The sequence below is a fragment of the Cupriavidus sp. LA-1 genome (assembly GCF_055385985.1).
The window spans coordinates 1,206,492-1,230,991 of record NZ_AP031387.1 but is presented as its reverse complement, the minus strand read 5'-3'; the positions used below and the strand labels follow the sequence as shown (position 1 = coordinate 1,230,991).

Here is a 24,500-nt window from a genome sequence, read left to right as displayed (position 1 = left end):
GCTTTCTCGGAACGCGAAAGGGCTGGGGAAAGCCCTAGGCAGCAAGCGTCAGAACGGCGCCCGGTCCCCGCACAGGTGGGTGATCAGCAAGCGTGCGGAGACGGTCAGCCCGGCCGGGTCGCGCAGCCCGATCAGCAGCGAGCGGCGCGCCCACGCGTCCTGCAGCGACACCAGCGACAGCCCCATCGACTTGACGTGCGGCTCGGCCGCGATGCGCGGCAGCACGCCCACGCCCAGCCCCGCCATCACCATGCGGCACATGGCATCGAAGCTGCGCACCTGGATGCGCAGCCGGAACGGCCGGTCCAGCCGGCTGCTCTCCTCCAGCAGCCGCGCAGCCAGCGAAGTCTCCTGCGGCAGGCTGACGAAGTCGAATTCCAGCGTATCGGCGTAGCGCACCGGGCCGCGCGTGGCCAGCGGGTGGTTGGGCGGCGTGATGATGACCAGCTCGTCCTGCCGGTACTCGATCGTCATCAGCCCGGCGGCGGGAGTGCGGTCGGCAAAGATGCCCACATCGGCGCGGTTCTCGACCAGCGCGGCGACGATGTCGCGGCTGTTCTGCTCTTCCAGCTCGATGCGGATGGTGGGATGGCGCTGCATGAACGACGCCAGGTCGTCGGGCAGGAACTGCGTGATCGCCGAGGTATTGGCGCACACCCGTACCTGCCCGCGCACGCCCGAGGCGTAGTCCGACATCACGCCGGCCATGCGCTCCACATCCTGCAGGATGGTCAGCGCGTGGTGGAAGCAGGCCTGGCCGGCTTCGGTGAGCTGCACGCCGGCGGCATGGCGGAAGAACAGCGGCGCGCCGACCGAGGTTTCCAGGTCGGAGATGCGCTTGCTGGCGGCCGCCACGGCCAGGTGCGACTGGCGCGCGCCGGCCGAGATGCTGCCCTGCCGGGCCACGGCGACGAACAAGCCAAGCGTGACAAGATCGAAGCGGGCCAGGTTCATGGGGCGGGCAAGAAGGCGTAGAAATCCGAAGACCGGCGCGCGGGCAAGCGGCCCCGCGCGATCGTGCTCAGAGGTTGCGGCGGTCCATTACCGCGCGGGCGATGGTGCCGGCATCGACGTATTCCAGCTCGCCGCCCACCGGCACGCCGCGCGCCAGGCGCGACACCTTGAGGCCGCGCGCCTTGAGCATCTCGCCGATATAGTGCGCGGTGGCCTCGCCCTCGCTGGTGAAGTTGGTGGCGACGATGACTTCGCCGACCGGGCCGCCCAGCTCGGGCTCGGTCGCGCGCGCGAGCAGCCGGTCCAGGTGGATCTCGCGCGGGCCGATGCCGTCCAGCGGCGAGAGCCGGCCCATCAGCACGAAGTACTTGCCGCGATAGGTCAGGGTCTGTTCGATCATGACCTGGTCGGCCGGGGTTTCCACCACGCACAGCACCGACGCGTCGCGGCGGTCGTCCAGGCAGGTCTCGCAGATCTCCTGCTCGGTGAAGGTATTGCAGCGCTGGCAGTGGCGGATATGGTCCGCCGCGCCACGCAGTGCATCGCCCAGCTTGCGCGCGCCCTCGCGGTCGTGCTGCAGCAGGTGGTAGGCCATGCGCTGGGCGGACTTGGGCCCGACGCCGGGCAGCACCCGCAGCGCTTCGACCAGTGCCTGCAGCGAGGTCGGGGACGATGCCTTCACGGTTGGTTGTCTTTAGAACGGCAGCTTGAAGCCCGGGGGCAGAGGCAGGCCGGAGGTCATCGAGCCCATCTTTTCCTGCGTGGTGGCTTCGGCCTTGCGCACGGCGTCGTTGAAGGCGGCGGCGACCAGGTCTTCCAGCAGGTCCTTGTCCTCGCCCTCGGCCAGCAGGCTGGGGTCGATGGTGACGCGCTTGACGTCGTTCTTGCAGGTCATGAGCACCTTGACGAGACCGGCGCCGGACTGGCCCTCGACTTCGATCAGGGCCAGCTGCTCCTGCATCTTCTTCATGTTTTCCTGCATCTGCTGGGCTTGCTTCATCAGCCCGGCGAGTTGACCTTTCATCATGATGGAATGCTCCTGGATTCGGTAAGAAATTCGGTGACGGTAATTCGGTTACGCAAATGGCCGCCGATCAGGCGGCGCGCGGCTGGATCGAGCCCGGCACGATCTGGCCGCCGAAATCGCGCAGCAGCCCCTGCACGAAGGGATCGGCCTCGATCACGGCCTCGGCCTGCCGCTGGCGTTCGGCGCGGGCCTCGGCATCGGCTGCCGCCGCGGTGATGGAAACCCCGCCCACCTCGCAGACCACGCGCACGGGTTCGCCGAAGTGGTCGCACAGCGCCTGCTGCAGCCGCTCGGCCACGCCGTTCTCGCCCAGGGCCGCGACCGGGATGCGCAGGTGGAAGGTACGCCCGACCACCTGTGTCAGTTCGCTCTGGTAGGCCAGCTGCTGCGCCAGGCCCTTCAGGGGCAGGCCGGCGGCCAGCACCGGCCATTCGCCGGTGAAGGCCGGCGGGGTGCCATCCTCGCCCGCCGCAGGCGGACGCGGGGCGACGAATCTGGCGGACTCTGCGGGCGCCGCGGCCGGCTGCGTGGCAGGGGCAGCGGCCTCGCGGGCCGGCTCGGCCTCGCGCGCGGGCACCCTGGCCGGCCGGGCCGCGCCGCTGCGCGGTGCGGCGGCGCGTGGTGCCGGTTCGCTGAAACCGTGGTCGCTGTAGCCGGGATCGGTGTCATAGGGGCCGATGACCGGCAGGTCAGGCGGCAGTTCTTCCCACGGCGGCACGTCGCTGCCACCCGCCAGCTCCCAGGGTGGCACGGATTCCGGCTCCGGCTGCCGCGCGGCGGGTCGTGCCGCCGCTGCAGGCGGCTGGGCCGGCGCCGGCACGGGCGCCTTCGCAACCGGCGCCGGCGCTGCCGGCGGGCGGCTCACGGCTGCCGCGCCGGGTGCGCGCAACGGTTGGGCCGGCGGGCGCTGCGCGGCGGCCGGTGCGGCCGGCATGGCCGGCGGCGGGGTCTTGCGGGCACCGCCGCCGCGCGCGGCGGAAGCCTGGCGGGCAGCGGCCAGCGCGGCGGCGGCGGGCGACATGGCGCCGCTGCCGGCGGCCGGCCGGGCTGGCCCGGTTTCAGGGAATGCGGTGGCCGTGGCCGGCGCTGCGGCAGGTTCAGCCTCGGGCGCGGGCGGTACCGCCCGTGCCGGCATCGGGGCGGGGGCAGACGCCGGTGCCGCCGCAGCCGCGGCCTTGGCCTGCGCGACGGGACTGGCTGCAGCCGCCGCGTAGCGGCTGTCGACGGGCTGGGCCGCTTCAAGCGCCGCGGCGCCGCGCTGGCGCGCAGGCGCGGCACCGCCGCCCTGCCCCTGCGTCGTGGTCGGCTCGGACGACGGCCGGAACGCCAGCATGCGCAGCAGCGTCATGGTGAAGCCGGCGTATTCGTCCGGCGCCAGCGCCAGCTCGCTGCGGCCCAGGTTGGCGATCTGGTAGAACAGCTGCACTTCCTGCGCGTCGAACACGCCGGCCAGGCGCCGCACCTCATCGGCTTCGGGCCATTCGTCCTGCACCGAGGCCGGCACGGCCTGCGCCAGCGCGACCTTGTGCAGCAGCGAGCCCAGGTCCTGCAGCGCGCCCGCAAACGACAGGCTGCGGTCGGCCATGGCATCGGCAATCGCCAGCATGGCGGCGCCGTCCTCGGCGGCCAGCGCGTCGAGCAGCTGCACCAGGTAGCCCTGGTCGATCGCCCCCAGCATGCCGCGCACCGCGTCTTCGGACACCTGGCCCGCGCTGTAGGCGATGGCCTGGTCGGTCAGCGACAGCGCATCGCGCATCGAGCCGTGCGCGGCCTGGGCCAGCAGCCGCAGCGCATTGCCGTCGTGGGCAATGCCTTCCTGCGCCAGGATATGGTCCAGGTGCGAGACGATATGCCCCGGCGGCATCTGCTTCAGGTTGAACTGCAGGCAGCGCGACAGCACCGTGACCGGGATCTTCTGCGGGTCGGTGGTGGCGAGGATGAACTTGACGTGCCCGGGCGGCTCTTCCAGCGTCTTCAGCATGGCGTTGAAGGCGTGGTTGGTCAGCATGTGCACTTCGTCGATCATGTAGACCTTGAAGCGCCCGGAGGTCGGGGCGTAGACCGCCTTGTCCAGCAGCTGCGCCATCTCGTCGACGCCGCGGTTGGAGGCCGCATCCATCTCGATGTAGTCGACGAAGCGGCCGCTGTCGATCTCCTGGCAGGCCTTGCACTGCCCGCACGGCTGGGCGGTGATGCCGCCGTTGCCGTCAGCGCCGGTGCAGTTCAGGGCCTTGGCCAGGATCCGCGACAGCGTGGTCTTGCCGACCCCGCGCGTGCCGGTGAACAGGTAGGCGTGATGCAGCCGCTGTTGTTCCAGCGCGTGCGTGAGCGCGCGGACCACGTGCTCCTGGCCGACCAGCGTGGTGAAATCCCTGGGGCGCCATTTGCGCGCTAGAACTTGATAACTCATGGCGGCGATTGTAGCAAAAGGCGGCCCCCCTCCGGCCGCCGCCGCCCCGGCCCCGGGGTCTTTATTCGCCACGCGCCGCGCGGGCCGGCCCCGGTGGCCGCAACCCGCGCGCGGCGGGGCTCAGCCGCACTCGCCCACGTAGCCGCAATTGGCGCATTTGGCGCAGCCATCGACCTTGTGCAGGGCGTGCGCGCCACACTCCGGGCAAGGCTTGCCGGTGCCGACACCGGGGGTGCCAGGGGCGCGGGACTCGCTGGCGAGACCCGCGCCGGCGTCCAGCGCCGGCGGCGCGCCCTCGCGCTGCGCCAGGCGTGCCGCCAGCGCGGCCACCGGCACCTGGCCGCCCTCGGCATCGAGGAAGCCGCGCTTGACCAGGATGCGCTGCAACGCATAGCTGAGCGCTGCCACTTCGGAGTCATGGAAGCGCGGCACCTCGGTACCGTCCTGGCGCAGCAGCGTGCCGTAGCGCACCGTGCCCTTGTCCCACACCACGTTGCGCATGTCCGCCAGCGCCTTGGCCACCGACCCGCCCGAGCGCGCCACCATCGACAACAGCCGCATGGTCGAGGTGATCCACTGCTGGCCCTCGCTGCGCTGCCCGGCCGGCATGAAAAATTCCACCGGACGCTCGATCTCCACCGGCTTGCCGTCGGCCACGCCGGCGACGCGCATGAAGTTGACGGTCAGGTAGACGGTCTTGCGGCCCTCGTAGGTCAGGTATTCGACCTTGGACGTCACGCCCTCGAGGTCGCCCACCGGCCGGCTGCCGAAGGGCCGCGCCAGCGGGTTGTCGTCGGCCACGGCAGCGGGCGCCGCCGGCGCCTCCACCGACAGCACGGCCCCCAGCACTGAATTCGGGCGATAGGTCGCCAGCCCCTTCAGGCCGGCCTTCCAGGCCTCCAGGTACAGGTTGCGGAAGGCTTCGTACGGGTAGTCCTCCGGCACATTGACGGTCTTGCTGATGCTGGTGTCGATATAGGGCTGCACGGCCTCCAGCATCCGCATATGATCCAGCGCCGACATCTGCAGCGCGGTGACAAAGGCATCCGGCAGCTGCGACATGTCGGCTCCCATGTGACGATAAAGCCGCCAGGCATGGTCCGCCACCTCGAAAGTGCGATAGCCGTTGTCCGGCATGCGCTTCCTGCGGTTGTAGGTCCACGAGAAGGCCGGCTCGATGCCGTTGGAGGCATTGTCGGCAAAGGCCAGCGTGATGGTGCCGGTCGGCGCGATCGACAGCAGGTGCGAGTTGCGCAGCCCGCTGCGCGCAATGGCATCGCGCACGCGTTCCGGCAGCCGGCTGGCAAACCCGCTCTGCAGGTAGGCACTGGCATCGAACAGGGGGAAGGCGCCCTTCTCCGCTGCCAGCCCGGTCGACGCCAGGTAGGCATCGTCGCGCATGCGTTCCGAGATCCGCGCCGCCAGCTGCCGCGCCGGCTCGGTGTCATAGCGCAGGCCCAGCATCACCAGCGCACTGCCCAGCCCCAGAAAACCCAGCCCGACGCGGCGCTTGGCGTGGGCCTCGGCCTGCTGCTCCGGCAACGGCCAGAAGGTCACGTCGAGCACGTTGTCGAGCATGCGCGTGGCCACGCGCACCACCTCGGCAAAGGCATCGAAATCGAATTCAGCCTGCGGCGTGAACGGCTGGCGCACGAAGCGCGTCAGGTTGACCGAGCCCAGGCAGCAGCAGCCATAGGACGGCAGCGGCTGCTCGGCGCAGGGGTTGGTGGCCTCGATGCGCTCGCAGTAATAGAGATTGTTGTCGGCGTTGATCTGCGACAGGAACAGGATGCCCGGCTCGGCATGGTCGTAAGTGGCCTGCATGACCTGGTCCCACAGGTTGCGCGCCGGCACGCGCTGGTACACCCACTGGCCATCGTCGCGGCGATAGGCCCCGGCGGCAATCATGTCGGCACCCGGCTCGGCCTCATGCACCAGTTCGACCTCGCTGTCGGCCTGCACTGCCTGCATGAAGGCATCGGTGACGCCGATGGAGATATTGAAGTTGCTGAGCTCGCCCTTGTCCTTGGCGTGGATAAAGCTTTCGATATCCGGATGGTCGCAGCGCAGCACGCCCATCTGCGCGCCGCGCCGGGCGCCGGCGGATTCCACGGTGGCGCACGACGCATCGAATACCTTCATGAACGACACCGGCCCCGAGGCGCGCGAATGCGTGGCCCGCACCAGTGCGCCGGCCGGGCGGATCGCCGAGAAGTCATAGCCCACGCCGCCGCCGCGGCGCATGGTTTCGGCAGCCTGCGCCACGGCCGTGTAGATGCTGGGGAGGCCTTCGCGCGGCTCCGACACCGAATCGCCCACCGGCTGCACGAAGCAGTTGATCAGCGTGGCCTGGATGCCGGTGCCCGCCGCCGAATTGATGCGCCCGGCCGGGACGAAGCCGTTTTCCTGCGCCCACAGGAAGCGCGCGCTCCAGGCGTCGCGCTGCGCCTCGGGCTCGGCCTGCGCCAGCGCGCGCGCCACGCGCTGCCTGACCTCGGCGATGCTGCCCTCTTCGCCCTTGGCGTATTTCTCGATCAGGACTTCGGTGGAGATTTCCTGCGGCGCCAGCGTGCCGCGAATGATCTGGTCGTTTGCGTTCATGTATTGGCTCACCACGTATGCGGGTTCATGAATGGTCGGGCCGGCGCGGCCCGCATCGCCTGCGCCAGATCAAGCCAGCGCCATGCCGCGGGCAATGACCCGCGTTCGCAAAGGGCATTCGACGCAATTTCTCCGCGATATTCTCCGCGACCTCGCGGTCTGGGTTACAATGCCGCTCGGACGGGCCTCCTCGCATGGTGGCGCGGTCAACCTGGTCAGGTCGGGAACGAAGCAGCCACAGCCGTTTTCCGCCAGTGCCGAGGGTCAGGCTCGTCCACCTCACACCCCCTCCTGCTGTACCCCTGTTTCACCCCACCCCCGGCAATACCCCACCGCACGCACGAGCCGCTTGCAGCGCAGTCCCTGTCACTTTAGTACAGCCGGGCCGCCATCGCGCGCGCCGGACACCCCATTTTGCGCCGATTCTGGCACCCTGTGCGGGCGCCATGCCGGCGCTCAGAACAGCGTGCCCTGCTGCGGTACCGGCGGCGCCAGGCGTTCGGCGGGAATCCATTCGCCATCGGCGGTGGCCACGCCGGCCTCGATACGCTTGCCCGGGAACATCGGCGCAATCGCGGCCGCGTAGCGGCCCAGCTGCGCGCGATACGACGCGTGCTCCTGCGGCAGCAGGCGCAGCTTGTAGTCGACGATCACCACGCGGTCGTCGAACTCCACCAGCCGGTCGATACGCAGCAGCCGGCCACGCGCGTCGTAAAGTTCGACTTCGTTGCGCGCGCTGCAGGCTTCACCCGCCCCCAGCAGCGGCGCCAGCGCCGGCGCACGCAGCATCGCCCCCACCGCCTCCAGCGCGTCTTCCACCTGTTGCCGCCACGCCTGCCGCGCCGCCTCGGTGTGTGCGCCCGTCAGCGGGAACCAGCGCAACACGGTGTCGGTCGCGGGCACGCCGGCAAAGGCCTCGGGATAGCGCGTCAGGCGTTCCAGCAAGGCATGCACCAGTTCGCCGTGGCGCGCGGCCGCGGCGTTAAAGACGATGCCATCGGATTCATCGTCGGCATCCGCCCCGTCTTCTTCAAATGCCATTCCCTGCCGGTCATCCACCGCATCGCGGTAGCGCAGCCGGAAGTCAGTAAAGCGCACGGGCTCGCTCAGGCGCGCGAGCTCGGGGGTCCGCGCATCGACCCCATCGGCCAGCTCGCCCGGATAGGCCGGCACCAACTCGCCGACGCCCGCGGCCTGCAGCCGCACGTACCAGCTGCCGGCGATCTCGGTATTGCCCTCGCCGGCACTGCTGCGGCTGGCGCGGCCCTTGACCCCGCTGACCAGCAAGCCCTGCTGCGCGCGCGTCATGGCCACATACAGCAGGTTCCAGTTCTCGCGCTCGCCGAGCGCCGCTTCGGCCTCGAACAACGGCGCGCGCGCCAGCCCGCGCTCGCTGCGCTTGCCGTAGGCCGAGAAATGCCGCGGCACCGGCGACGACGGCGGCCAGTCGACCAGGATGCCGCCCCGGTCCGCGGCGGGCTCGCTGTGGTTGGCATCGAGCAGCACCACGAACGGCGCCTCCAGCCCCTTGGCCGCGTGCACCGTCAGGATATGGACCGCGTCGAGGCCGGCATACGCCGGATCGTCCTCGGCCGGCTCCACGTCTTCGGCGCTCTCCCCCATGCCGCCTTCGTCGGGGCTTTCGCCCTCGTCGCCACGGCGGATTGCCTGCAGTTCGTCGATAAACTTCGGCAGGCTCGGATAGCGCCCGCCGTCGAGGTCCAGCGACAGCTTGAGGAAGGCATCGAGGTTGGCCAGCACCTGCTCGCGGATATCCGGCGGCGCGGCCTCGGCGTAGCGGCGCCGCACTTCGCCGCCGTGGAAGATCTGGTCGATCAGGTCATGCACGGGCCGGTGCGGTGCCACGCGCAGCCACTGGCGCAGCCGCGGCACGCCTTCGCGCAGCGCGTCGGACACGTGCGCGGGCAGGCCGCCGGCCTCGATGCGCGCCCACCAGCCGCCCTCGCCCTCCATTTGGGCCAGGGCCAGCAGGTCGTCGTCGGTCGCCCCCACCAGCGGGCTCTTCAGCACGTGCGCGAGGTCCAGGTCCGATTCCGGCGTCATCAGGAACGCCAGCAGCGCCGACAGGTCGAGCGCCTCGAGCGTGGCCAGCAGGCCGCCGCGGCGCGGACTCAGGCACGGGATGCCGGCCTCGCGCAGCGCGCGCTCATAGTCGGCCAGATGCGTCTTGCGGCGCACCAGCAGGTGCATGTCGCTCCAGCGCGCGGGGCGCTGCCCGCCGCCGTCGTGGACCGGCACGGTGTCGCGCACCAGGCGCAGCCACGCGGCCACGCGCCGGCCCTCTTCCAGCCGCAGCGAATCGCCGGCCTGCCGGCGCGGTTGCAGCAGCGTGTCGCGATGCGCGGAGGCGGCTTCGGCGGGCTCATCCTCGGCAGCACCGTCCACGGTGTCTGCGGCCTTGTCCTCGGGCTCCACCAGCGGCAGCAGCCAGACCGGCCCATTGCCTCCGGCCAGTGCCGTGGTCTGGGTCGCGTACAACGGATAGCGGCCCTCGGCGCGCGCGCTGTCGAACACGGCATTGACCCAGTCGAGCACTTCGGCACGATTGCGCCGGGTGCGATTGGTGCGCAGCACGGTGGCGCCGAACGCATCGCGCAGCATCTCGCCGGCGGCGCCGAACAACCGTGCATCGGCGCGCCGGAAACGGTAGATCGACTGTTTGGGATCGCCCACCAGGAACACCGTCGGCCGCTCGCCCAGGCCGGCGTAGCCGGCCAGCCAGCCCTGCAGGATGCGCCACTGCAGCGGGTTGGTGTCCTGGAACTCGTCAAGCAGCAAATGGCGGTAGCGCGCATCGAGCCGGACCTGCAGGTAGGTGGCGGTCTCTTCGTCCGACATCAGCCGCGCGGCCTGCCATTCCAGGTCGGCGAAGTCCATCGCGCGCTGTTCATCCTTGTGCTGCTGGTAGCGCCGGAGCAAGGCATCGCCGATGCGGAACAAGGCCTGGTTGATCGCCAGCACCGCGGCCTCGCAGCAGCGTGCGCTGATGTCGTCGAGCATGGCGCAGATCGCGGCATGCTCGTCCAGCAACGCGTCGACCATGCCTTCGCCCCCGGCGGCCCTGGCCAGCGCCGCGGTGCGCCGCAGGGAACGCGGGCCGCCGGTGGTGGTGAAGAACGCGGCGCGCAGTTGCGCGAATACGCGCTCGGCGGGCTTGCCCGGCGCGGCGCCCGCTTCACGCCAGGCGGTGATCGCCATCAGCGCATCGGTGATGCGGGCGGCGTGGGTCTGCTCGGTCTTGCCGGCAGCGCCCAGGCGCAATGCCAGCGACTCGCAGGCATCGCGCCAGCCTTCGTCGGCCAGTGCCTGCAGCAGTACGTCGCCCTGCGCATCTTCACCCAGGCACTCGGACAGGGCCTGCAGCGGTTCGCCGCCCTCCTGCATCGCCCACCATTCGCTGCGGGCGTGGAACATCGCGTCCAGCAGCGCGCGTGCCTGGAAATCGCCCACGGTATCGACCAGCGTTTCCCACGCGGCGCGCAGGTCGGTGTATGGCTCCGTGGCCAGCGCGCGCCAGACCGGGGCCCAGGCTTCGCGCTTCATGCGCAGCGCATCTTCGCGCAGCGCCGCGCCCGGCACGATGCCCGAGGCCAGCGGCGCGCCGCGCAGCAGCGTGCCGAACCAGCCGTGGAAGGTATCGATGGCCATGCGCCCGGGCGCGGCCAGCACCTGCGCATGCAGGCGGCGCGCGCGCGGCAGCGCCTCGCGCGCGGCGTCGGGTGCCAGGCCACGCTGCACCAGCGCCGCGATCACGTCCTCGTCGCTGTCGCGCGACAGCTGTGCCAGCACCTCCAGCAGGCGGTCGCGCATTTCCTCGGCGGCCTTGCGCGTGAAGGTGATGGCCAGGATTTCGTGCGGCGCGGCGCCGGCCAGCAGCAGGCGCACCAGCCGCGCCACCAGCAGCCAGGTCTTGCCGCTGCCGGCGCAGGCTTCCACCACGACCGAGCGTGCCGGATCGCAGGCGGCGCGCGTGAAGTCGGCCTCGGATACAGGCTGGCCGTCGCGCTGGTAAGGCTGGACGTGGTCCAGGTCGTGAGGCGTCATGATGTCAGCGCCGGCACGGCGGTGGATTCCCAGAAGCCCTTGCGGCACAGGCCGCGGGCGGTGCAATACAGGCAGGCCGAGGCATCGCCGAAGGCCGGCAGCTTCGCGCCCTGGCGCAGGCGCATCACGTCGTCGCGCATCTGCCGTTCCAGCCAGGTGACGGCGGCCTCGAAATCCGGCAGGCCGACTTCGCGCTGCGCCGCCGGTGCGCCCTCGCGCGCGCCTTCGAGCGACACCCAGCTGCCCGCTGCCGCATCGGCGCGCAGCAGGCCATAGAACGGCAACTGGCAGTCTTCCTCGACCTCGGCCAGCTTGCGCTTGAGGCGGGTGGCGCTCTGCGTCTTGTAGTCGAGCACGGCATGCGCGCCGCCCGGCCCCTGGTCGAGCCGGTCGATGCGCCCGGTCAGGCGCAGCGGCTGGCCGTCGGGCATCGGCAGGTCGATGCCGGCATCGAGTTCGCCGCCGCGCCAGAACCAGCCCTCGGCCTCGCGCGCGGACTGCCAGGCAACGTAGGACGGCAGCACCTCGCGCCAGCGCCGGTAGTAGGCAATGGCATTGCCGTCCTCGGCCATCAGCGCGCCGAAGACCTCGTCGGAAATCTCGGCCAGGCGGGCCTGGCGCTGGTCTTCGGCCAGCGTCTCGCCGCGCTCGCGCCGCGCCTGCAGGTCCTTGTGGTAACGCAGCAGCACGTGGTGCAGGGTCTCGCCGATCTCGCGCTTTTCCAGCTCGTCGCTGACCGTCTCCAGCCCGGCCAGGCCCAGCATGCGGCCGGCAAAGAACTGGTAGGGGCAGCGGCGCAGCATGTTGTAGGCCTGCGCGCTCCAGCGCTCAGGCACCAGCGCGGGCTCCGCCGCCGGCGCCGGCATGCCGTGCGGATCGGCAAAGGTCTCGTGCGCCTGCGGCGCGGCGACGGCTTCGATGCTGACGCCGGCGCGCGCGCAGCACGCCGCCAGCCGCTCGATCCAGCCCGACACATGGTGCGGCTCGCCGCGGCCGCCGTAGCGCTGCCAGGTCAGCACCACGTCGTCATTGTTCAGCAGCACCTCGGCCAGGTCGCGTGCCTGCTGCGCAAAGCGCGCCTCGCGGTCTTCGAGGTCCAGCTCGCGCCGCATCTGGTTGGAGAAGAACATCAGCTCGGCGGCGCTGGACGGCAACTGCGCGTCATCGCAGCCGACGATCACCACGCCCTCGAAGCGGCGCATGCGCGCCCCGTTCAGCGGCAGGATCGTGATGCGCGCCGGGCCGCTGGCAGAGGGCTCCTTGTAGGCGACCGACTCCAGCAGCGCCGACAGCATCGCGCGGAACTCGCCCTGCGACAGCGTGGCATGGCCGCCGGTCTCGTCCCGCGGCAGTTCCTGCAGCCGCGCCAGCGCATCGAGCAGCTGGCTGCCGGCATCGTCCGCGGCCAGCGCGGCGCGCATGCCAAGGCCGTCGAGCATGCCGTCGAGCCGTTCCAGCCAGGTCGCCAGCGGATGCTGCGCGAGGCCGCGCGGCCAGCGCGCGGCTTCGTCGGCAAGCAAGGCAATCAGGCCGTGGGCCGCCCGGCGCGGCCCTTCGCCCGCATCCTCGTCATCACCGCGCGCCTGCTGCGCGGCGCTCGGAGCCTGGCCGAACAGCTGGCGCAGCCGCGCCCAGCCGCCGGTAATGCCTTCGCGCCGCACCTGGCGCTCGAGCAGGGCGATGGCCACGCCGCGCTCGGCAACTCCCGGCAGGCAGAACGGGCTCTTGAGCAGGTCCAGCAGCGCGGCGGTGTCGCCATCGCGCACCAGCAGGTCGAACCAGCGCATCAGCGCCGCGGCGGCGCGCGTGGTGGAAAGCTTCCAGCCGGTCTCGTCGCGCACCGGCGCGCCGGCGCGCGCCAGCAGCGCGCGCGCGCGCCGCGCCACCACGCGGTCGTGCGCGACCAGCGCCACCTGGCGGCGGCCCTCGTTGAGCCACTGCACCAGCTGCGCGGCCGCGGCGGCGGCCTCATCCTCGAAGCGCGCGCTGCCAATCACGCGGACCGACGGGCGCTGCGCCGGCAGCGCAGGCATGGCCGGGGGCATGGCGCCGGCTTCCGCATCGTCGGCAATCCTCGCTTCCGGCCATAGCGCCAGCAGCGTCTGGTACCAGTCGGCATCGCTCTCGCCGTGCCCGCTCCAGTCATAGCCAACCTGCAGCACCGGCACCAGCTCGGCGGCGTCGCGCAGGAATGCGGCTTCAAGCGGCGTGGGCGGGGTCGGCGCGATCCAGATCACCGGGCCGCGCAACTGCTGCGACAGCTCGCGCAGGCCGCGGCGCCGCGCCGGCAGCGGATCGTCCGGCCCGGACAGCGCCTGCCAGAAGGCCAGCACGATGCGCGCCTCTTCGCCGAGGAAGCGTTCGGACAAATGCGAATAGGTCCGCTCCAGCGCGCCCTGCAGCAGGCCGCCGCGATCGTCGCCGTCGATCTCGTCATCGTCGCGGATGGCGGCGTCTTCAAGCCAGCGCGCGTTGAGTTCATCGCAGACCGACAGCAGCGTCTGCGACAGGCCCCATGCGGCGGTCTCGTTCTGGGCGCCGAAGGCTCGGCGCAGCCAGTCCTGCCCGCGCACCGCCTGCTGCACCGCGAGCAGGCGCGCGGCCGGGCTGCGCACCGGGGTGCCTTCGGGCGGCAGGTCGAGCAGCCAGTGGCCCAGCGTCAGCACGCGCGGCAGCAGCCGCGGGCGGCCCGCGGCGCGCGCGGCCGCGTCCAGCGCCTGGCGCACGCCCGGGATCTGCGCGGCGGTCGGCACGACCACGTGCGCGCCCGCCTCCGGCGCGCCGCAGCGGTCGAGGAAATACCAGGCAGCGGTGGCGGCCTGGTCGAGGAAATCAGGGCCAGGGCGGAAACGTAGCGACGTCATGGGCGCGTGGGGCGCAGCCCGGAATGGCTGCGTGAACTGCGTCGGTCGGCGAAAGCGTCAGGTAGCAACGGAACAAGCGGGAACAAAACGGGCGCCGCCGGCCTGGGCGGCAGGCGGCAAGCGCGATGCGGACCAGCCGCTGCCGGCTTAGTCTGAACCGCTTTCCAGGCGGGAGCGGATCTCGCGCGCGGTTTCAAGCAGGCCTTCATAGCCCGAGCGCGCATGCTCGGGCAGGTCAGGATCGCCCACCAGGGTACCCAGGGTCTCGATGATGCTGTAGACCAGGCCGCGGGCGGCACCGCTGGCAATGCTGTTGGTCTCCACGGCGCTGCTGATATGGTCCAGCGCATCGCTCAGGTGCTCCACGTCGGGCCCCTGGCCGGGCTCGGGCTGCGAAGGCTTGCGGGGATCGGTGTTCATGTCGATGACCTAGTCGGTGGCACAGGATGCATGGATGGTCCGCCGGCGGCGCCTGCGAACCGCTTTCTATTCTACCCGCACGCCCCACGCATCCGGCACCGCGCGGCGCACGCATAAGTGCATTCTATGACACACCCGTTCGCACACCGCAAGCGATTGGCCGAATCTCTCGGCGCCATAGAAAATAAGCATTTCAATGAATCCCCCGATTGCAGCAGAATCATTTCCATGCCGGCGGTCTTCCGAGTGTATGCCGGGTCAGTCTTGAAAATCGGCAAACTGGTAACATATCAGCAGCACCGGGCGCGGCAGCGGCCACCACAGTCTGTTTTCAGGCTGCAGTGGCTGCCCGGCGAGTCCGCGCAATCTCGTGTAAGGTAACGGTTCGGCCCTCCGAAGTCTCCAGCCTTCAACATAAACAGAGCGAAACCAGAGGTTTTCCGCCATGAGCGAACAAATCAAGTATGTGAGCGACGCCTCGTTCGACGCTGACGTCCTCCAGTCCGACAAACCCGTCCTGCTCGACTTCTGGGCGGAATGGTGCGGCCCCTGCAAGATGATCGCGCCGATCCTGGACGAAGTCGCCAAGGACTACGGCGACAAGCTGCAGATCGCCAAGATCAATGTCGATGAAAACCAGCAGGTGCCGGCCAAGTTCGGCATCCGCGGCATCCCGACGCTGATCCTGTTCAAGAACGGCGCGGTCGCGGCCCAGAAGGTCGGCGCCCTGTCCAAGTCGCAACTCACTGCCTTCCTCGACGGCAACCTGTAAGCTGCGCGCCGGGACCTGAACAACGGTCCCGGTTTCGTCACGATCCGACGTGCGTGCGCCACACCCTGGCGCGCCGGTCGGATTGTGCTAAGATGCCACCAACAACTCCCCGAGCGTTCGCTCATTTTCTCCCCCTTCCTTTAGGTCTCGCCCGTCCGGGCCCATCTGTACCCCTCGTCTATGCACCTGACAGAACTCAAATCGCTTCACGTGTCTGCGCTTCTCGAAATGGCGGCTACGCTCGAGATCGACAACGCACAACGGATGCGCAAACAGGAACTGATGTTTGCGATCCTGAAGAAGCGCGCCAAGATGGGCGAAACCATCTTTGGAGACGGCACGCTCGAGGTGCTGCCCGACGGCTTCGGCTTCCTGCGCTCGCCCGAAACCTCCTATCTGGCCAGCACGGATGACATCTACATCAGCCCGTCGCAGATCCGCCGCTTCAACCTGCATACCGGCGATTCGATCGAGGGTGAAGTGCGCACGCCCAAGGACGGCGAACGCTACTTTGCACTGGTCAAGGTGGACAAGGTCAACGGGCAGCCGCCCGAAGCGGTCAAGAACCGCATCATGTTCGAGAACCTGACGCCGCTGCACCCGAACCGGCCGCTCACGCTCGAACGCGATATCAAGGCAGAAGAGAACATCACCGGCCGCATCATCGACATGATCGCGCCGATCGGCCGCGGCCAGCGCGCGCTGCTGGTGGCCTCGCCCAAGTCCGGCAAGACCGTGATGCTGCAACATATTGCACACGCGATCGCCAACAATCATCCGGAAGCCGACCTGTTCGTGCTGCTGATCGACGAGCGCCCGGAAGAAGTGACCGAGATGCAGCGCTCGGTGCGCGGCGAAGTGGTTGCGTCCACCTTCGATGAACCCGCCATCCGCCACGTGCAGGTCGCCGAAATGGTGATCGAGAAGGCCAAGCGCCTGGTCGAACTGAAGCGCGATGTGGTGATCCTGCTGGACTCGATCACCCGCCTGGCACGCGCCTACAACACGGTGGTGCCGGCCTCGGGCAAGGTGCTGACCGGTGGTGTGGACGCCAACGCCCTGCAGCGCCCCAAGCGCTTCTTCGGTGCGGCCCGTAACCTGGAAGAAGGCGGCTCGCTGACCATCATCGCCACCGCGCTGATCGAAACCGGCAGCCGCATGGACGACGTGATCTACGAAGAGTTCAAGGGCACCGGCAATATGGAAGTGCACCTGGAACGCCGCCTGGCCGAAAAGCGCGTCTATCCGTCGATCAACCTGAACAAGTCCGGCACGCGCCGCGAAGAGCTGCTGATCAAGCCGGAAATCCTGCAAAAGATCTGGGTGTTGCGCAAGTTCATTTCCGACATGGACGAAGTGCAGGCGATGGAATTCATCATGGACAAGATGAAGGCCACGAAGAACAACGCCGAGTTTTTCGATATGATGCGCAGAGGCGGCTAAGCCTCGCTGCGGCATTGCCGCAACGCAGACAGGAAGGCGTGCCGCGGCACGCCTTTTTTGTTTCCTGACGATTTCACGCGCCGGGCCAACCGGCGCCCCGCCATGTTCGGCAAACTGACCGCATTCCTGCGCACCCGCTCCCGGGCCCGCAAGCTGGAGCACTACGCGATCCCCGACGCGCTGTGGACGCAGACCGTGGCCACGCTGCCGTTCGTGCAGCGCTACGGCAGCGCCGACCTGGCGGCGCTGCGCGAACTGGCCACGCTGTTTATCGCCGAGAAGGAATACTCTACAGCGCACGACCTGCCGCTGACCGACGACATGGTGGTGAGCGTCGCGGTGCAGGCCTGCGTGCCGATCCTGAAGCTGGGGCTGCCGTGGTATCGCGGCTGGCATGGCATCGTGCTCTACCCGGGCGAGTTCGTCATCCGCCGGACCGTGGAGGATGAAATCGGCCTGGTGCACGGCGTGGTCGAGGAAGCCAGCGGCGAGGCATGGGAGCACGGACCCGTGATCCTGTCCTGGCCCGACGTGCACACCCCCGGTGCGGGCATCGGCAGCGATCACGACCTGCCGGCCGACACCTACAACGTGGTCGTCCACGAATTCGCCCACAAGCTGGACATGCTCGATGGCGAGCCTGACGGCGTGCCGCCGTTTTCGCGCGTGCTGCATCCGGACATCGACGCCGAGGCCTGGGCCGAAACCTTCCTGACCGAGTATGACCGCTTTGCCGAAGCCTGGGACGCGCGCGACGAAGCCGACTGGGAGCACCCCGAACGGCTGCCGCCAGCACTGCGCATCATCGACCCGTATGGCAGCGAAGCGCCGAGCGAGTTCTTCGCCGTGACGTCCGAGGCATTTTTTGTCGAGCCGTCCGGACTGGCACGGCACTGGCCGGTGGTTTACCAGTCACTGGCCGCGTTCTACCGGCAGGATCCGGCCGCGATGTGACGTTTTTGCTGCATTTGCGCGCAACACTTTCTGTGTCCGACACTGCGCGGCCCCTTCCCCAGGCCCTTGTTTTTCTGCCATAATCCCAGTTTGCCCGTTACCGGCAAGTGGTTCGTTCGTCGCCGCGCCATGCCCTCTCGCCATCTGGCGGAGCACTGCGGATTGCAACGGACTGGCTACCCAACCAGAAAGGACTCATCATGAAAGAAGGCATTCACCCGAATTACCGCGAAGTCGTGTTCCAGGACATGTCCAGCGACTTCAGCTTCATCACGCGCTCGACCATCCAGACCAAGGACAAGATCGTAAAGGACGGCAAGGAATACCCGCTGGCCAAGATCGAAGTCTCGTCGGAATCGCACCCGTTCTACACCGGCACCCAGAAGATCATGGATACGGCCGGCCGCGTGGAAAAGTTCCGCCAGAAGTTCGGCAACAAGCTGGGCAAGGCTGCGAAGTAATCGCTTTCGGCGACCCCCGCTTTGCAAGGCCCGCGGACAGATGCTCCGGGGCCTGTGCGAACCAGCAAAGAGGCAGCATCGGCTGCCTCTTTGCTTTTGTGCCGGACGATTGGCCGGCACTGCTGCACCCTGGGATTTACCCCACACCCCGTGTGGCTTCCACGCCATGCCACAGCCCGCGCGGCCGCCGCATGCGCGATACTGTGGCCTTCGCGCCATGGCGCCACGGCCCGACCTGAGCATCGATGCGTCAAGCCAATACCTCACCCGTCCAGTTGACCGCTGCCGCAACCGGCGCCCTGCCGCGCGCGCTGCTGCTGGCGATCTGCATCATCTACGGCCTGGTCGGCCTGTTCGGCCGCGACCCGTGGAAGAACGAGGACGCCGCCGGCTTTGGCGTGATGTGGCAGGTGGCGACCGGCAGCCTGCACGACTGGCTGATGCCGAATATCGTCGGCCGCCCGTACAGCGAGGACGGCCCGCTGGTGTTCTGGATCGGCGCGCTGATGATCCGCGGCTTCGGCGGCTGGCTGGGCGCGGCCGACGCCGCGCGGCTGGCCACGGCGCTGTTCTTTTTCGCGACCTGCGCCTGCATCTGGTACACCACCTACCTGCTGGGCCGGCGCGACGAGGTCCAGCCGTTTGCCTATGCCTTCGGCGGCCAGCCCAATGCGCGCGATTACGGCCGTACCCTGGCCGACGGCGCGCTGCTGATCTTCCTGGCTTGCGTGGGCCTGGCCATGCGCGGGCACGAGACCACGCCGCAGGTGGGCCAGGTCGCGTTCATCGCAATGGCCCTGTACGGCATGGTGCGCAGCCTCGACAAGCCCGTCCAGGGCAGCCTGATCTATGGCGCCGCGCTGGGCGGGCTGACGCTGGCCAGCGGGCCCCTGCTGCCGCTGGCGCTGCTGGGCGGCAGCGCGGTCTGCGCGCTGGCTTGCAAGCCGCTGCCGTGGCGGCGCCTGGGTGCCATCGGCATTCCGCTGGCGCTGCTGATCGTGCTGGCATGGATGGCGGCCGCCTATTTCGGCGCAGCCGACCGCAATGAGGCCGTGACCTTTATCCGCGACTGGTCGCGCTATGACCGCCGCAGCTACGGCGCGCCCAATATGGCGACCTTCGGCTTCAACATGCGCAACCTGTTCCTGTACACCTGGCCGGTGTGGCCGATCGCGGGCTGGGCCTGGGTTGCGTGGACAGGCATGCGCCGGGCGCCCCACGTCGCGGCACCGCTAGCGCTGCTGTTGCCGGTGCTGATCCTGCTGTTCCTGCAACGCAATGCGGGCGATGCGCAGTTCATCCTGCTGCTGCCGCCGATGGCCGTGCTGGCGGCCTTTGCGCTGCCCACGCTGGCGCGCGGCGTGATCAATGCCATCGACTGGTTCGCGCTGCTGTTCTTCACCATCTTCGGCGGCACGGTCTGGTTCATGTGGATCGCCAAGACCACCGGCTGGCCCCCGCGTATCGCGCGCAATGTGTTCCGGCAGTTGCCGGGCTTCCAGCATGAATTCACCGTCGCCGCAGTGGTGTTCGCGCTGGCGGCCACGGTCGCGTGGGTGCTGATCGTGCGCTGGCGCCTGTCGCGCGCGCCCAAGCAGATCTGGCGCCCGGTGGTGATCTCCGCCGCCGGCACCACGCTGATGTGGGTGATGGCGATGACGTTGTGGCTGCCTTCGATCAACTACGGCAAGACCTACCGCGACGTGGCCCAGGCCGCGGCCATGGCGCTGCCCCCCGCGTACCAGTGCGTGCAGCCGATCCGCATGGGCGATGCGCAGCTGGCCTCGTTCGCCTACTTCGGCCATATTCGCTTTGGCGGCCCCAACGACGGCTGCGATGTGCTGCTGCGCCATGACGGGATCGATTACGGCGAACCGGGAAATATCTCGCACTTCGAATGGCGCCTGATCTGGGAAGGCCGCCGCCCGGCGGACCGCGACGAACGCTTCCGCATGTATCGTCTGGTCGATACCTCGCGCGCCGTCCACCCGCGCCCGGACCTGCCGTGGCATCACCTGCCGCGCCAGCCCTGAGCCGTAGCCACCCACCCCGCAACGTACGCAGCGCCTGACGCGCCATCGAACCATTCCGGCCGCAGGCAGCTGCGGGGCTGAAGCGCCAGCCCCGACCGAGCCTGCAGAGCCCTGAATGACCCTGTTCCAAGACCTTCGCCGCATTACTAGCCTCGCCGCCCCGGTGCTCGCCGGCCAGCTCGCCGTGATCGCCTTCGGCGTGATCGATACCGTGATGGCGGGGCGCGCCTCCGCCACCGACCTGGCCGCGGTGGGCCTGGGCGGCTCGATCTACGTCACCATCTATATCAGCCTGATGGGCGTGCTGCAGGCGCTGTCGCCCATCGCCGGGCAACTCTATGGCGCCGGCCGCGTCGAGGCGATCGGCGCGGAGGTCCGGCAGGCCGCGTGGCTGGGGGCAGCGCTGGCGCTTCCCGGCGTGCTGCTGCTGGCCTTCCCCGGACCGTTGCTGGCTTTCGCCAAGGCCCCGCCCGAACTGGTCGAGAAGGCCACCGCTTATCTGCATTTCGGCGCGTTCGGCTTGCCGGCGGCACTGGCCTTCCGCATCTACTCCGCGCTGAACAATGCGTTGTCGCGCCCGATCATGGTGACGGTGCTGCAGATTGGCGGCCTGGCGCTGAAGGTGCCGCTCAATGCGTGGTTCATCCACGGCGGCCTGGGCGTGCCGGCCATGGCCGGCCCCGGCTGCGGCCTGGCCTCGACGCTGATCAGCTGGGCCTGGTGCATCGCCGGGCTGCTGATCCTGCGCTATGGCAGCGGCTATCATCCGCTGCGGATCTTCAGTACGTGGAGCTGGCCGGCCGCCGCACCGCTGCGCGCGCTGCTGCGCCTGGGCGTGCCGATGGGCCTGACCTACCTGATCGAGATCACCTCGTTCACGCTGATGTCGATCTTCATCACGCGCCTGGGCACGGTAACGCTGGCCGGGCACCAGATCATCGCCAACCTGGGCGCGGTGGCCTACATGCTGCCGCTGTCGCTGGGGATCGCCACCTCGACACTGGTGGCGCAGCATCTCGGCGCGCGCGACCTGGCCGGCGCCAGGCGCCTTGCCTGGCGGGGTATCCGCACGGCGGTGACACTGGCCGTGCTGACCGGCGCCCTGCTGTGGCTGCTGCGCAAGCCGGTGCTGCACGCCTATGCCAGCGACCCCGCCGTGGTCGCGGCGGCGCTGCCGCTGGTGCTGTTCGTGGCGTTCTACCAGGCCTTCGACGCGGTGCAGGTGATGACGGCCTTTATCCTGCGTGCCTACAAGATCGCGCTGATCCCGACGCTGATCTACGCCGGCTCGTTGTGGGGCATCGGACTTGGCGGGGGGTATGTGCTGGGCTTCGGGCTGATCGAGGGCATGCCGGCTTTCACGCGCGGCGCGAGCGGCTTCTGGCTGGCCAACAGCATCAGCCTGGCGATTGCGGGCGTGCTGCTGGTGCGGTATTTCAGCCGGGTCAGCCAGGCTCCGGAACACTGAAACAGGTAAGACCCTTGAATGACTTGCCGGATGCTCCCCCCCCGCACGCGGAACAGGGAGCGAATCCAAGGCGTGCAATTTGCGCACGCACAAAGAAAAACGCCCGCTTGCGCGGGCGTTCTAATATGGTGGAGTGGACGGGACTCGCCCACATGCTGCGGGCCGCGGCTGCGCTTGCAAGCGCAGCCCTTCGAGTTCCCGCCGGAAGCCGCGCAGGCGGCTTCCTCCACTCCGAAAAGAAAAACGCCCGCTTGCGCGGGCGTTCTAATATGGCGGAGTGGACGGGACTCGAACCCGCGACCCCCGGCGTGACAGGCCGGTATTCTAACCGACTGAACTACCACTCCTTAGTCGGCTGCCGTTTCAAGCTAATGCTTGAGACGACATGCTGGGCGTCTGATTACGCCCTGCTGTTATGGCGTCCCCTAGGGGATTCGAACCCCTGTACTCACCGTGAAAGGGTGATGTCCTAGGCCTCTAGACGAAGGGGACAGAAACTTGTTTTACAACGCGTTTTCTGCCTTGCGCTGGAAAGTCCGCCATCATAGCAGGCTTTTTCGCGCCTGGGAAGCTTCTTTTCAGACGCTTCCCAAATTCTGGTGGAGCTAAGCGGGATCGAACCGCTGACCTCTTGCATGCCATGCAAGCGCTCTCCCAGCTGAGCTATAGCCCCGTATCCGGTACTGCTGGACGGTTACTGCTGGAACTACCTTCGCTGTCTGCCGCTTACCGCAGCATTTGCAGCGAAGACAGGATTATATAGCGAATTTCGCAACGAATGCAACATTTTTTATTGCGTTTGCAGCGATTAACGACATAATCCCTCACCCAAAGAAAAACCCGCATGGCGCGAACCATGCGGGTCTAGTTTTGGCGGAGTGGACGGGACTCGAACCCGCGACCCCCGGCGTGACAGGCCGGTATTCTAACCGACTGAACTACCACTCCTTAGTCGGCTGCCGTTTCAAGCTAATGCTTGAGACGACATGCTGGGCGTCTGATTACGCCCTGCTGTTATGGCGTCCCCTAGGGGATTCGAACCCCTGTACTCACCGTGAAAGGGTGATGTCCTAGGCCTCTAGACGAAGGGGACAGAAACTTGTCTTGCAACACGTTCCGTCTGGTGCCACCCGATACCGCCTGGATGACGCCGAAATCTTGGTGGAGCTAAGCGGGATCGAACCGCTGACCTCTTGCATGCCATGCAAGCGCTCTCCCAGCTGAGCTATAGCCCCATGGTACTGCCATTTACTGCAACTTGCTGCGCTTTCGCCTGATTTAACTACCGTTTCAAGCGAAGCCAAGATTATATATCAACCACTAATCTTTGCAAGCTCCCATTTTGATTTTTTTCGCATTCTCTTTCGCCGTAAAACCAGCTCCGGAGACCGCGAGAACCCTTTCGGATTCGTCAGCCCGCTTGATCAGTGACCGCGCTGCAGGGAGAACGAAATTATGCGCAAGTCCGGCCCGAAGCGCAAGCCCCCGGCGCGGACTTTTGCATGATTTTTTACGCGTTGGACACCGCGCCCAGGCGGCGCAGCACCGTGTCGCGGCCGAACAACTCCAGCACCGCGTCGATGCCGGGGGTCTGCAACTGGCCGGCCACCAGCAGGCGCACCGGCATGGCGAGCTTGGGCATCTTCAGACCGAACTCGGCCAGCACCGCCTTGAAGGCGGCGCCGATGGCCTCACGCTTCCACTCCGGCAGCGCTGCCAGCTGGGTCGCCAGCGCGGCCACCGCAGGCTGGATCTCCGGCGTCAGGTGCTCGGCCTTGAGCGCGGCGTCGGCCTGCGGCTCGCCACGATAGAACAGCAGCGCGGCCTGCGCGACTTCCTTCAGCGTATTGGCGCGGTCCTTCACCAGTGCCACCACACCGACCAGATCGGCGCCTTCCACCTTGCCGCCGAGTGCCTCGATGAACGGCTGCGTCAAGGTGGCCAGGCGCTGGTTGTCGCCGGTCTTGATGTAGTGGTTGTTCAGCCAGGCGAGCTTCTCGGGGTTGTACTGGGCGGGCGACTTGCCCAGGTGATCCAGGTCGAACCATTCCACGAACTGCTCGCGCGAGAAGATCTCGGCGTCGCCGTGGGCCCAGCCCAGGCGCGCCAGGTAGTTCAGCACGGCCTCGGGCAGGTAGCCCTCGTCGCGATAGCCGGTCACGGCCATCGCGCCATGGCGCTTGCTCATCTTCTCGCCTTGCTCGTTGAGCACGGTCGGCAAGTGGGCGTAGACCGGTGGCGTGCCGCCCAACGCGCGGATGATGTTGATCTGGCGCGGCGTGTTGTTGACGTGGTCGTCGCCGCGGATCACGTGGGTGATCTGCATGTCGAGATCGTCCACCACCACGCAGAAGTTGTAGGTGGGGGTGCCGTCAGGGCGCGCGATCACCAGGTCGTCGAGCTCATCATTGGAGATCTCGATGCGGCCCTTGACTGCGTCGTCCCACACCACGCTGCTGCCGATAGGGTTCTTGAAGCGGATCACCGGGTCCACGCCGGCCGGCGGCTCGGGCAGGACCTTGCCCGGTTCCGGACGCCAGAAGCCGTTGTAGCGCGGCTTCTCGCCGCGCTCGCGCTGGGCTTCGCGCAACGCGTCCAGCTCTTCGGTGCTCATGTAGCAACGGTAGGCCAGCCCGGCCTCGACCATCTGCGCCACCACCTCGCGATAGCGGTCCATGCGCTGCATCTGGTAGAACGGGCCCTCGTCGATGTCCAGCTCCAGCCAGGCCATGCTTTCCAGGATCACGTCGACCGCCTCCTGCGACGAACGCTCGACGTCGGTGTCTTCGATGCGCAGGATGAAGTCGCCCTGCATGCGGCGGGCGAAGGCCCAGGGATAGAGCGCGGAGCGGATGTTGCCGAGGTGGATGAAACCGGTCGGGCTCGGCGCAAAGCGGGTGCGGACGCGTTGGGTCATGGTCAGGGGCAGAAACAAGAAAGCCCGCGCGCAGCGGCGCGCAGGCTGGTGTATGTGCAGGCCTTGCATTATACCAACGCGTATCGCCCGCCCCGCGCGGCCTGCCGGCGC

At 68.3% G+C, this 24,500-nt stretch carries 15 protein-coding genes, 6 tRNA genes and 1 other RNA gene; 7 read left to right on the top strand and 15 right to left on the bottom strand.

Annotation, left to right across the window (positions count from 1 at the left end; all coding sequences use genetic code 11):
• Nucleotides 1-48: 48 nt before the first annotated feature.
• The 5 genes from ACZ5MJ_RS05895 to ACZ5MJ_RS05875 form a co-directional block, all read right to left on the bottom strand.
• Nucleotides 49-954 carry a LysR family transcriptional regulator gene (locus ACZ5MJ_RS05895; protein ID WP_464222879.1) on the bottom strand — a complete coding sequence of 302 codons (906 nt, stop codon included), beginning with the start codon at nucleotides 952-954 and terminating at the stop codon, nucleotides 49-51.
• 67 nt (nucleotides 955-1,021) lie between these two features.
• Nucleotides 1,022-1,636, bottom strand: coding sequence for a recombination mediator RecR (gene recR / locus ACZ5MJ_RS05890; protein ID WP_010814257.1), 615 nt, complete (start codon nucleotides 1,634-1,636; stop codon nucleotides 1,022-1,024).
• A 12-nt stretch (nucleotides 1,637-1,648) separates the two neighbouring features.
• Nucleotides 1,649-1,981, bottom strand: a complete 333-nt coding sequence (locus ACZ5MJ_RS05885; protein WP_078196851.1) for a YbaB/EbfC family nucleoid-associated protein — start codon at nucleotides 1,979-1,981, stop codon at nucleotides 1,649-1,651.
• Between the two features lie 67 nt (nucleotides 1,982-2,048).
• A complete protein-coding gene (locus ACZ5MJ_RS05880; RefSeq protein ID WP_464222877.1) occupies nucleotides 2,049-4,391 on the bottom strand; it encodes a DNA polymerase III subunit gamma/tau in 2,343 nt (780 codons plus the stop codon).
• Nucleotides 4,392-4,511: 120 nt separating this feature from the next.
• Nucleotides 4,512-6,992, bottom strand: coding sequence for an adenosylcobalamin-dependent ribonucleoside-diphosphate reductase (locus ACZ5MJ_RS05875; protein WP_464222876.1), 2,481 nt, complete (start codon nucleotides 6,990-6,992; stop codon nucleotides 4,512-4,514).
• Between the two features lie 179 nt (nucleotides 6,993-7,171).
• Here ACZ5MJ_RS05875 and ffs point away from each other — a divergent pair.
• Nucleotides 7,172-7,270: signal recognition particle sRNA small type (ffs, locus tag ACZ5MJ_RS05870), an RNA gene on the top strand.
• A 178-nt stretch (nucleotides 7,271-7,448) separates the two neighbouring features.
• Here the strand turns inward: ffs and ACZ5MJ_RS05865 are convergent.
• From ACZ5MJ_RS05865 to ACZ5MJ_RS05855, 3 genes are all read right to left on the bottom strand, one after another.
• Complete coding sequence (locus ACZ5MJ_RS05865) at nucleotides 7,449-11,057, bottom strand: UvrD-helicase domain-containing protein (RefSeq protein ID WP_464222875.1); 3,609 nt, start codon at nucleotides 11,055-11,057, stop codon at nucleotides 7,449-7,451.
• Entirely contained in the window at nucleotides 11,054-13,921 is a 2,868-nt protein-coding gene (locus ACZ5MJ_RS05860) for a PD-(D/E)XK nuclease family protein (protein ID WP_464222874.1), read from the bottom strand. Before ACZ5MJ_RS05860 ends, ACZ5MJ_RS05865 begins: the two co-directional genes overlap by 4 nt.
• 147 nt (nucleotides 13,922-14,068) lie before the next feature.
• Nucleotides 14,069-14,341, bottom strand: a complete 273-nt coding sequence (locus ACZ5MJ_RS05855) for a hypothetical protein (RefSeq protein WP_464222873.1) — start codon at nucleotides 14,339-14,341, stop codon at nucleotides 14,069-14,071.
• Nucleotides 14,342-14,786: 445 nt separating this feature from the next.
• Here ACZ5MJ_RS05855 and trxA point away from each other — a divergent pair, with 445 nt between their 5' ends.
• From trxA to ACZ5MJ_RS05825, 6 genes are all read left to right on the top strand, one after another.
• Nucleotides 14,787-15,113, top strand: coding sequence for a thioredoxin TrxA (trxA, locus tag ACZ5MJ_RS05850; RefSeq protein WP_010814265.1), 327 nt, complete (start codon nucleotides 14,787-14,789; stop codon nucleotides 15,111-15,113).
• 180 nt (nucleotides 15,114-15,293) lie between these two features.
• Nucleotides 15,294-16,556, top strand: coding sequence for a transcription termination factor Rho (gene rho, locus ACZ5MJ_RS05845; protein WP_042886485.1), 1,263 nt, complete (start codon nucleotides 15,294-15,296; stop codon nucleotides 16,554-16,556).
• Between the two features lie 102 nt (nucleotides 16,557-16,658).
• Complete coding sequence (locus ACZ5MJ_RS05840) at nucleotides 16,659-17,510, top strand: M90 family metallopeptidase (protein ID WP_464222872.1); 852 nt, start codon at nucleotides 16,659-16,661, stop codon at nucleotides 17,508-17,510.
• 200 nt (nucleotides 17,511-17,710) lie between these two features.
• Complete coding sequence (locus ACZ5MJ_RS05835) at nucleotides 17,711-17,971, top strand: type B 50S ribosomal protein L31 (RefSeq protein WP_010814268.1); 261 nt, start codon at nucleotides 17,711-17,713, stop codon at nucleotides 17,969-17,971.
• A 245-nt stretch (nucleotides 17,972-18,216) separates the two neighbouring features.
• Nucleotides 18,217-20,004 (top strand): ArnT family glycosyltransferase, encoded by a 1,788-nt coding sequence (locus ACZ5MJ_RS05830; protein WP_464222871.1) that lies wholly within the window; start codon nucleotides 18,217-18,219, stop codon nucleotides 20,002-20,004.
• Nucleotides 20,005-20,119: 115 nt separating this feature from the next.
• Nucleotides 20,120-21,472, top strand: a complete 1,353-nt coding sequence (locus ACZ5MJ_RS05825) for an MATE family efflux transporter (RefSeq protein WP_464222870.1) — start codon at nucleotides 20,120-20,122, stop codon at nucleotides 21,470-21,472.
• 270 nt (nucleotides 21,473-21,742) lie between these two features.
• Here ACZ5MJ_RS05825 and ACZ5MJ_RS05820 read toward each other — a convergent pair.
• The 7 genes from ACZ5MJ_RS05820 to gltX all read right to left on the bottom strand — a co-directional run bounded on the left by ACZ5MJ_RS05820 (nucleotide 21,743) and on the right by gltX (nucleotide 24,389).
• Nucleotides 21,743-21,819 (bottom strand) — tRNA-Asp (locus tag ACZ5MJ_RS05820).
• Between the two features lie 69 nt (nucleotides 21,820-21,888).
• Nucleotides 21,889-21,964 (bottom strand) — tRNA-Glu (locus ACZ5MJ_RS05815).
• Between the two features lie 105 nt (nucleotides 21,965-22,069).
• Nucleotides 22,070-22,145 (bottom strand) — tRNA-Ala (locus ACZ5MJ_RS05810).
• Between the two features lie 198 nt (nucleotides 22,146-22,343).
• Nucleotides 22,344-22,420 (bottom strand) — tRNA-Asp (locus ACZ5MJ_RS05805).
• Between the two features lie 69 nt (nucleotides 22,421-22,489).
• Nucleotides 22,490-22,565 (bottom strand) — tRNA-Glu (locus ACZ5MJ_RS05800).
• Nucleotides 22,566-22,631: 66 nt separating this feature from the next.
• A tRNA-Ala gene (locus tag ACZ5MJ_RS05795) sits at nucleotides 22,632-22,707 on the bottom strand.
• Between the two features lie 275 nt (nucleotides 22,708-22,982).
• Nucleotides 22,983-24,389 (bottom strand): glutamate--tRNA ligase, encoded by a 1,407-nt coding sequence (gltX, locus tag ACZ5MJ_RS05790; RefSeq protein WP_464222869.1) that lies wholly within the window; start codon nucleotides 24,387-24,389, stop codon nucleotides 22,983-22,985.
• Between the last annotated feature and the right edge of the window lie 111 nt (nucleotides 24,390-24,500).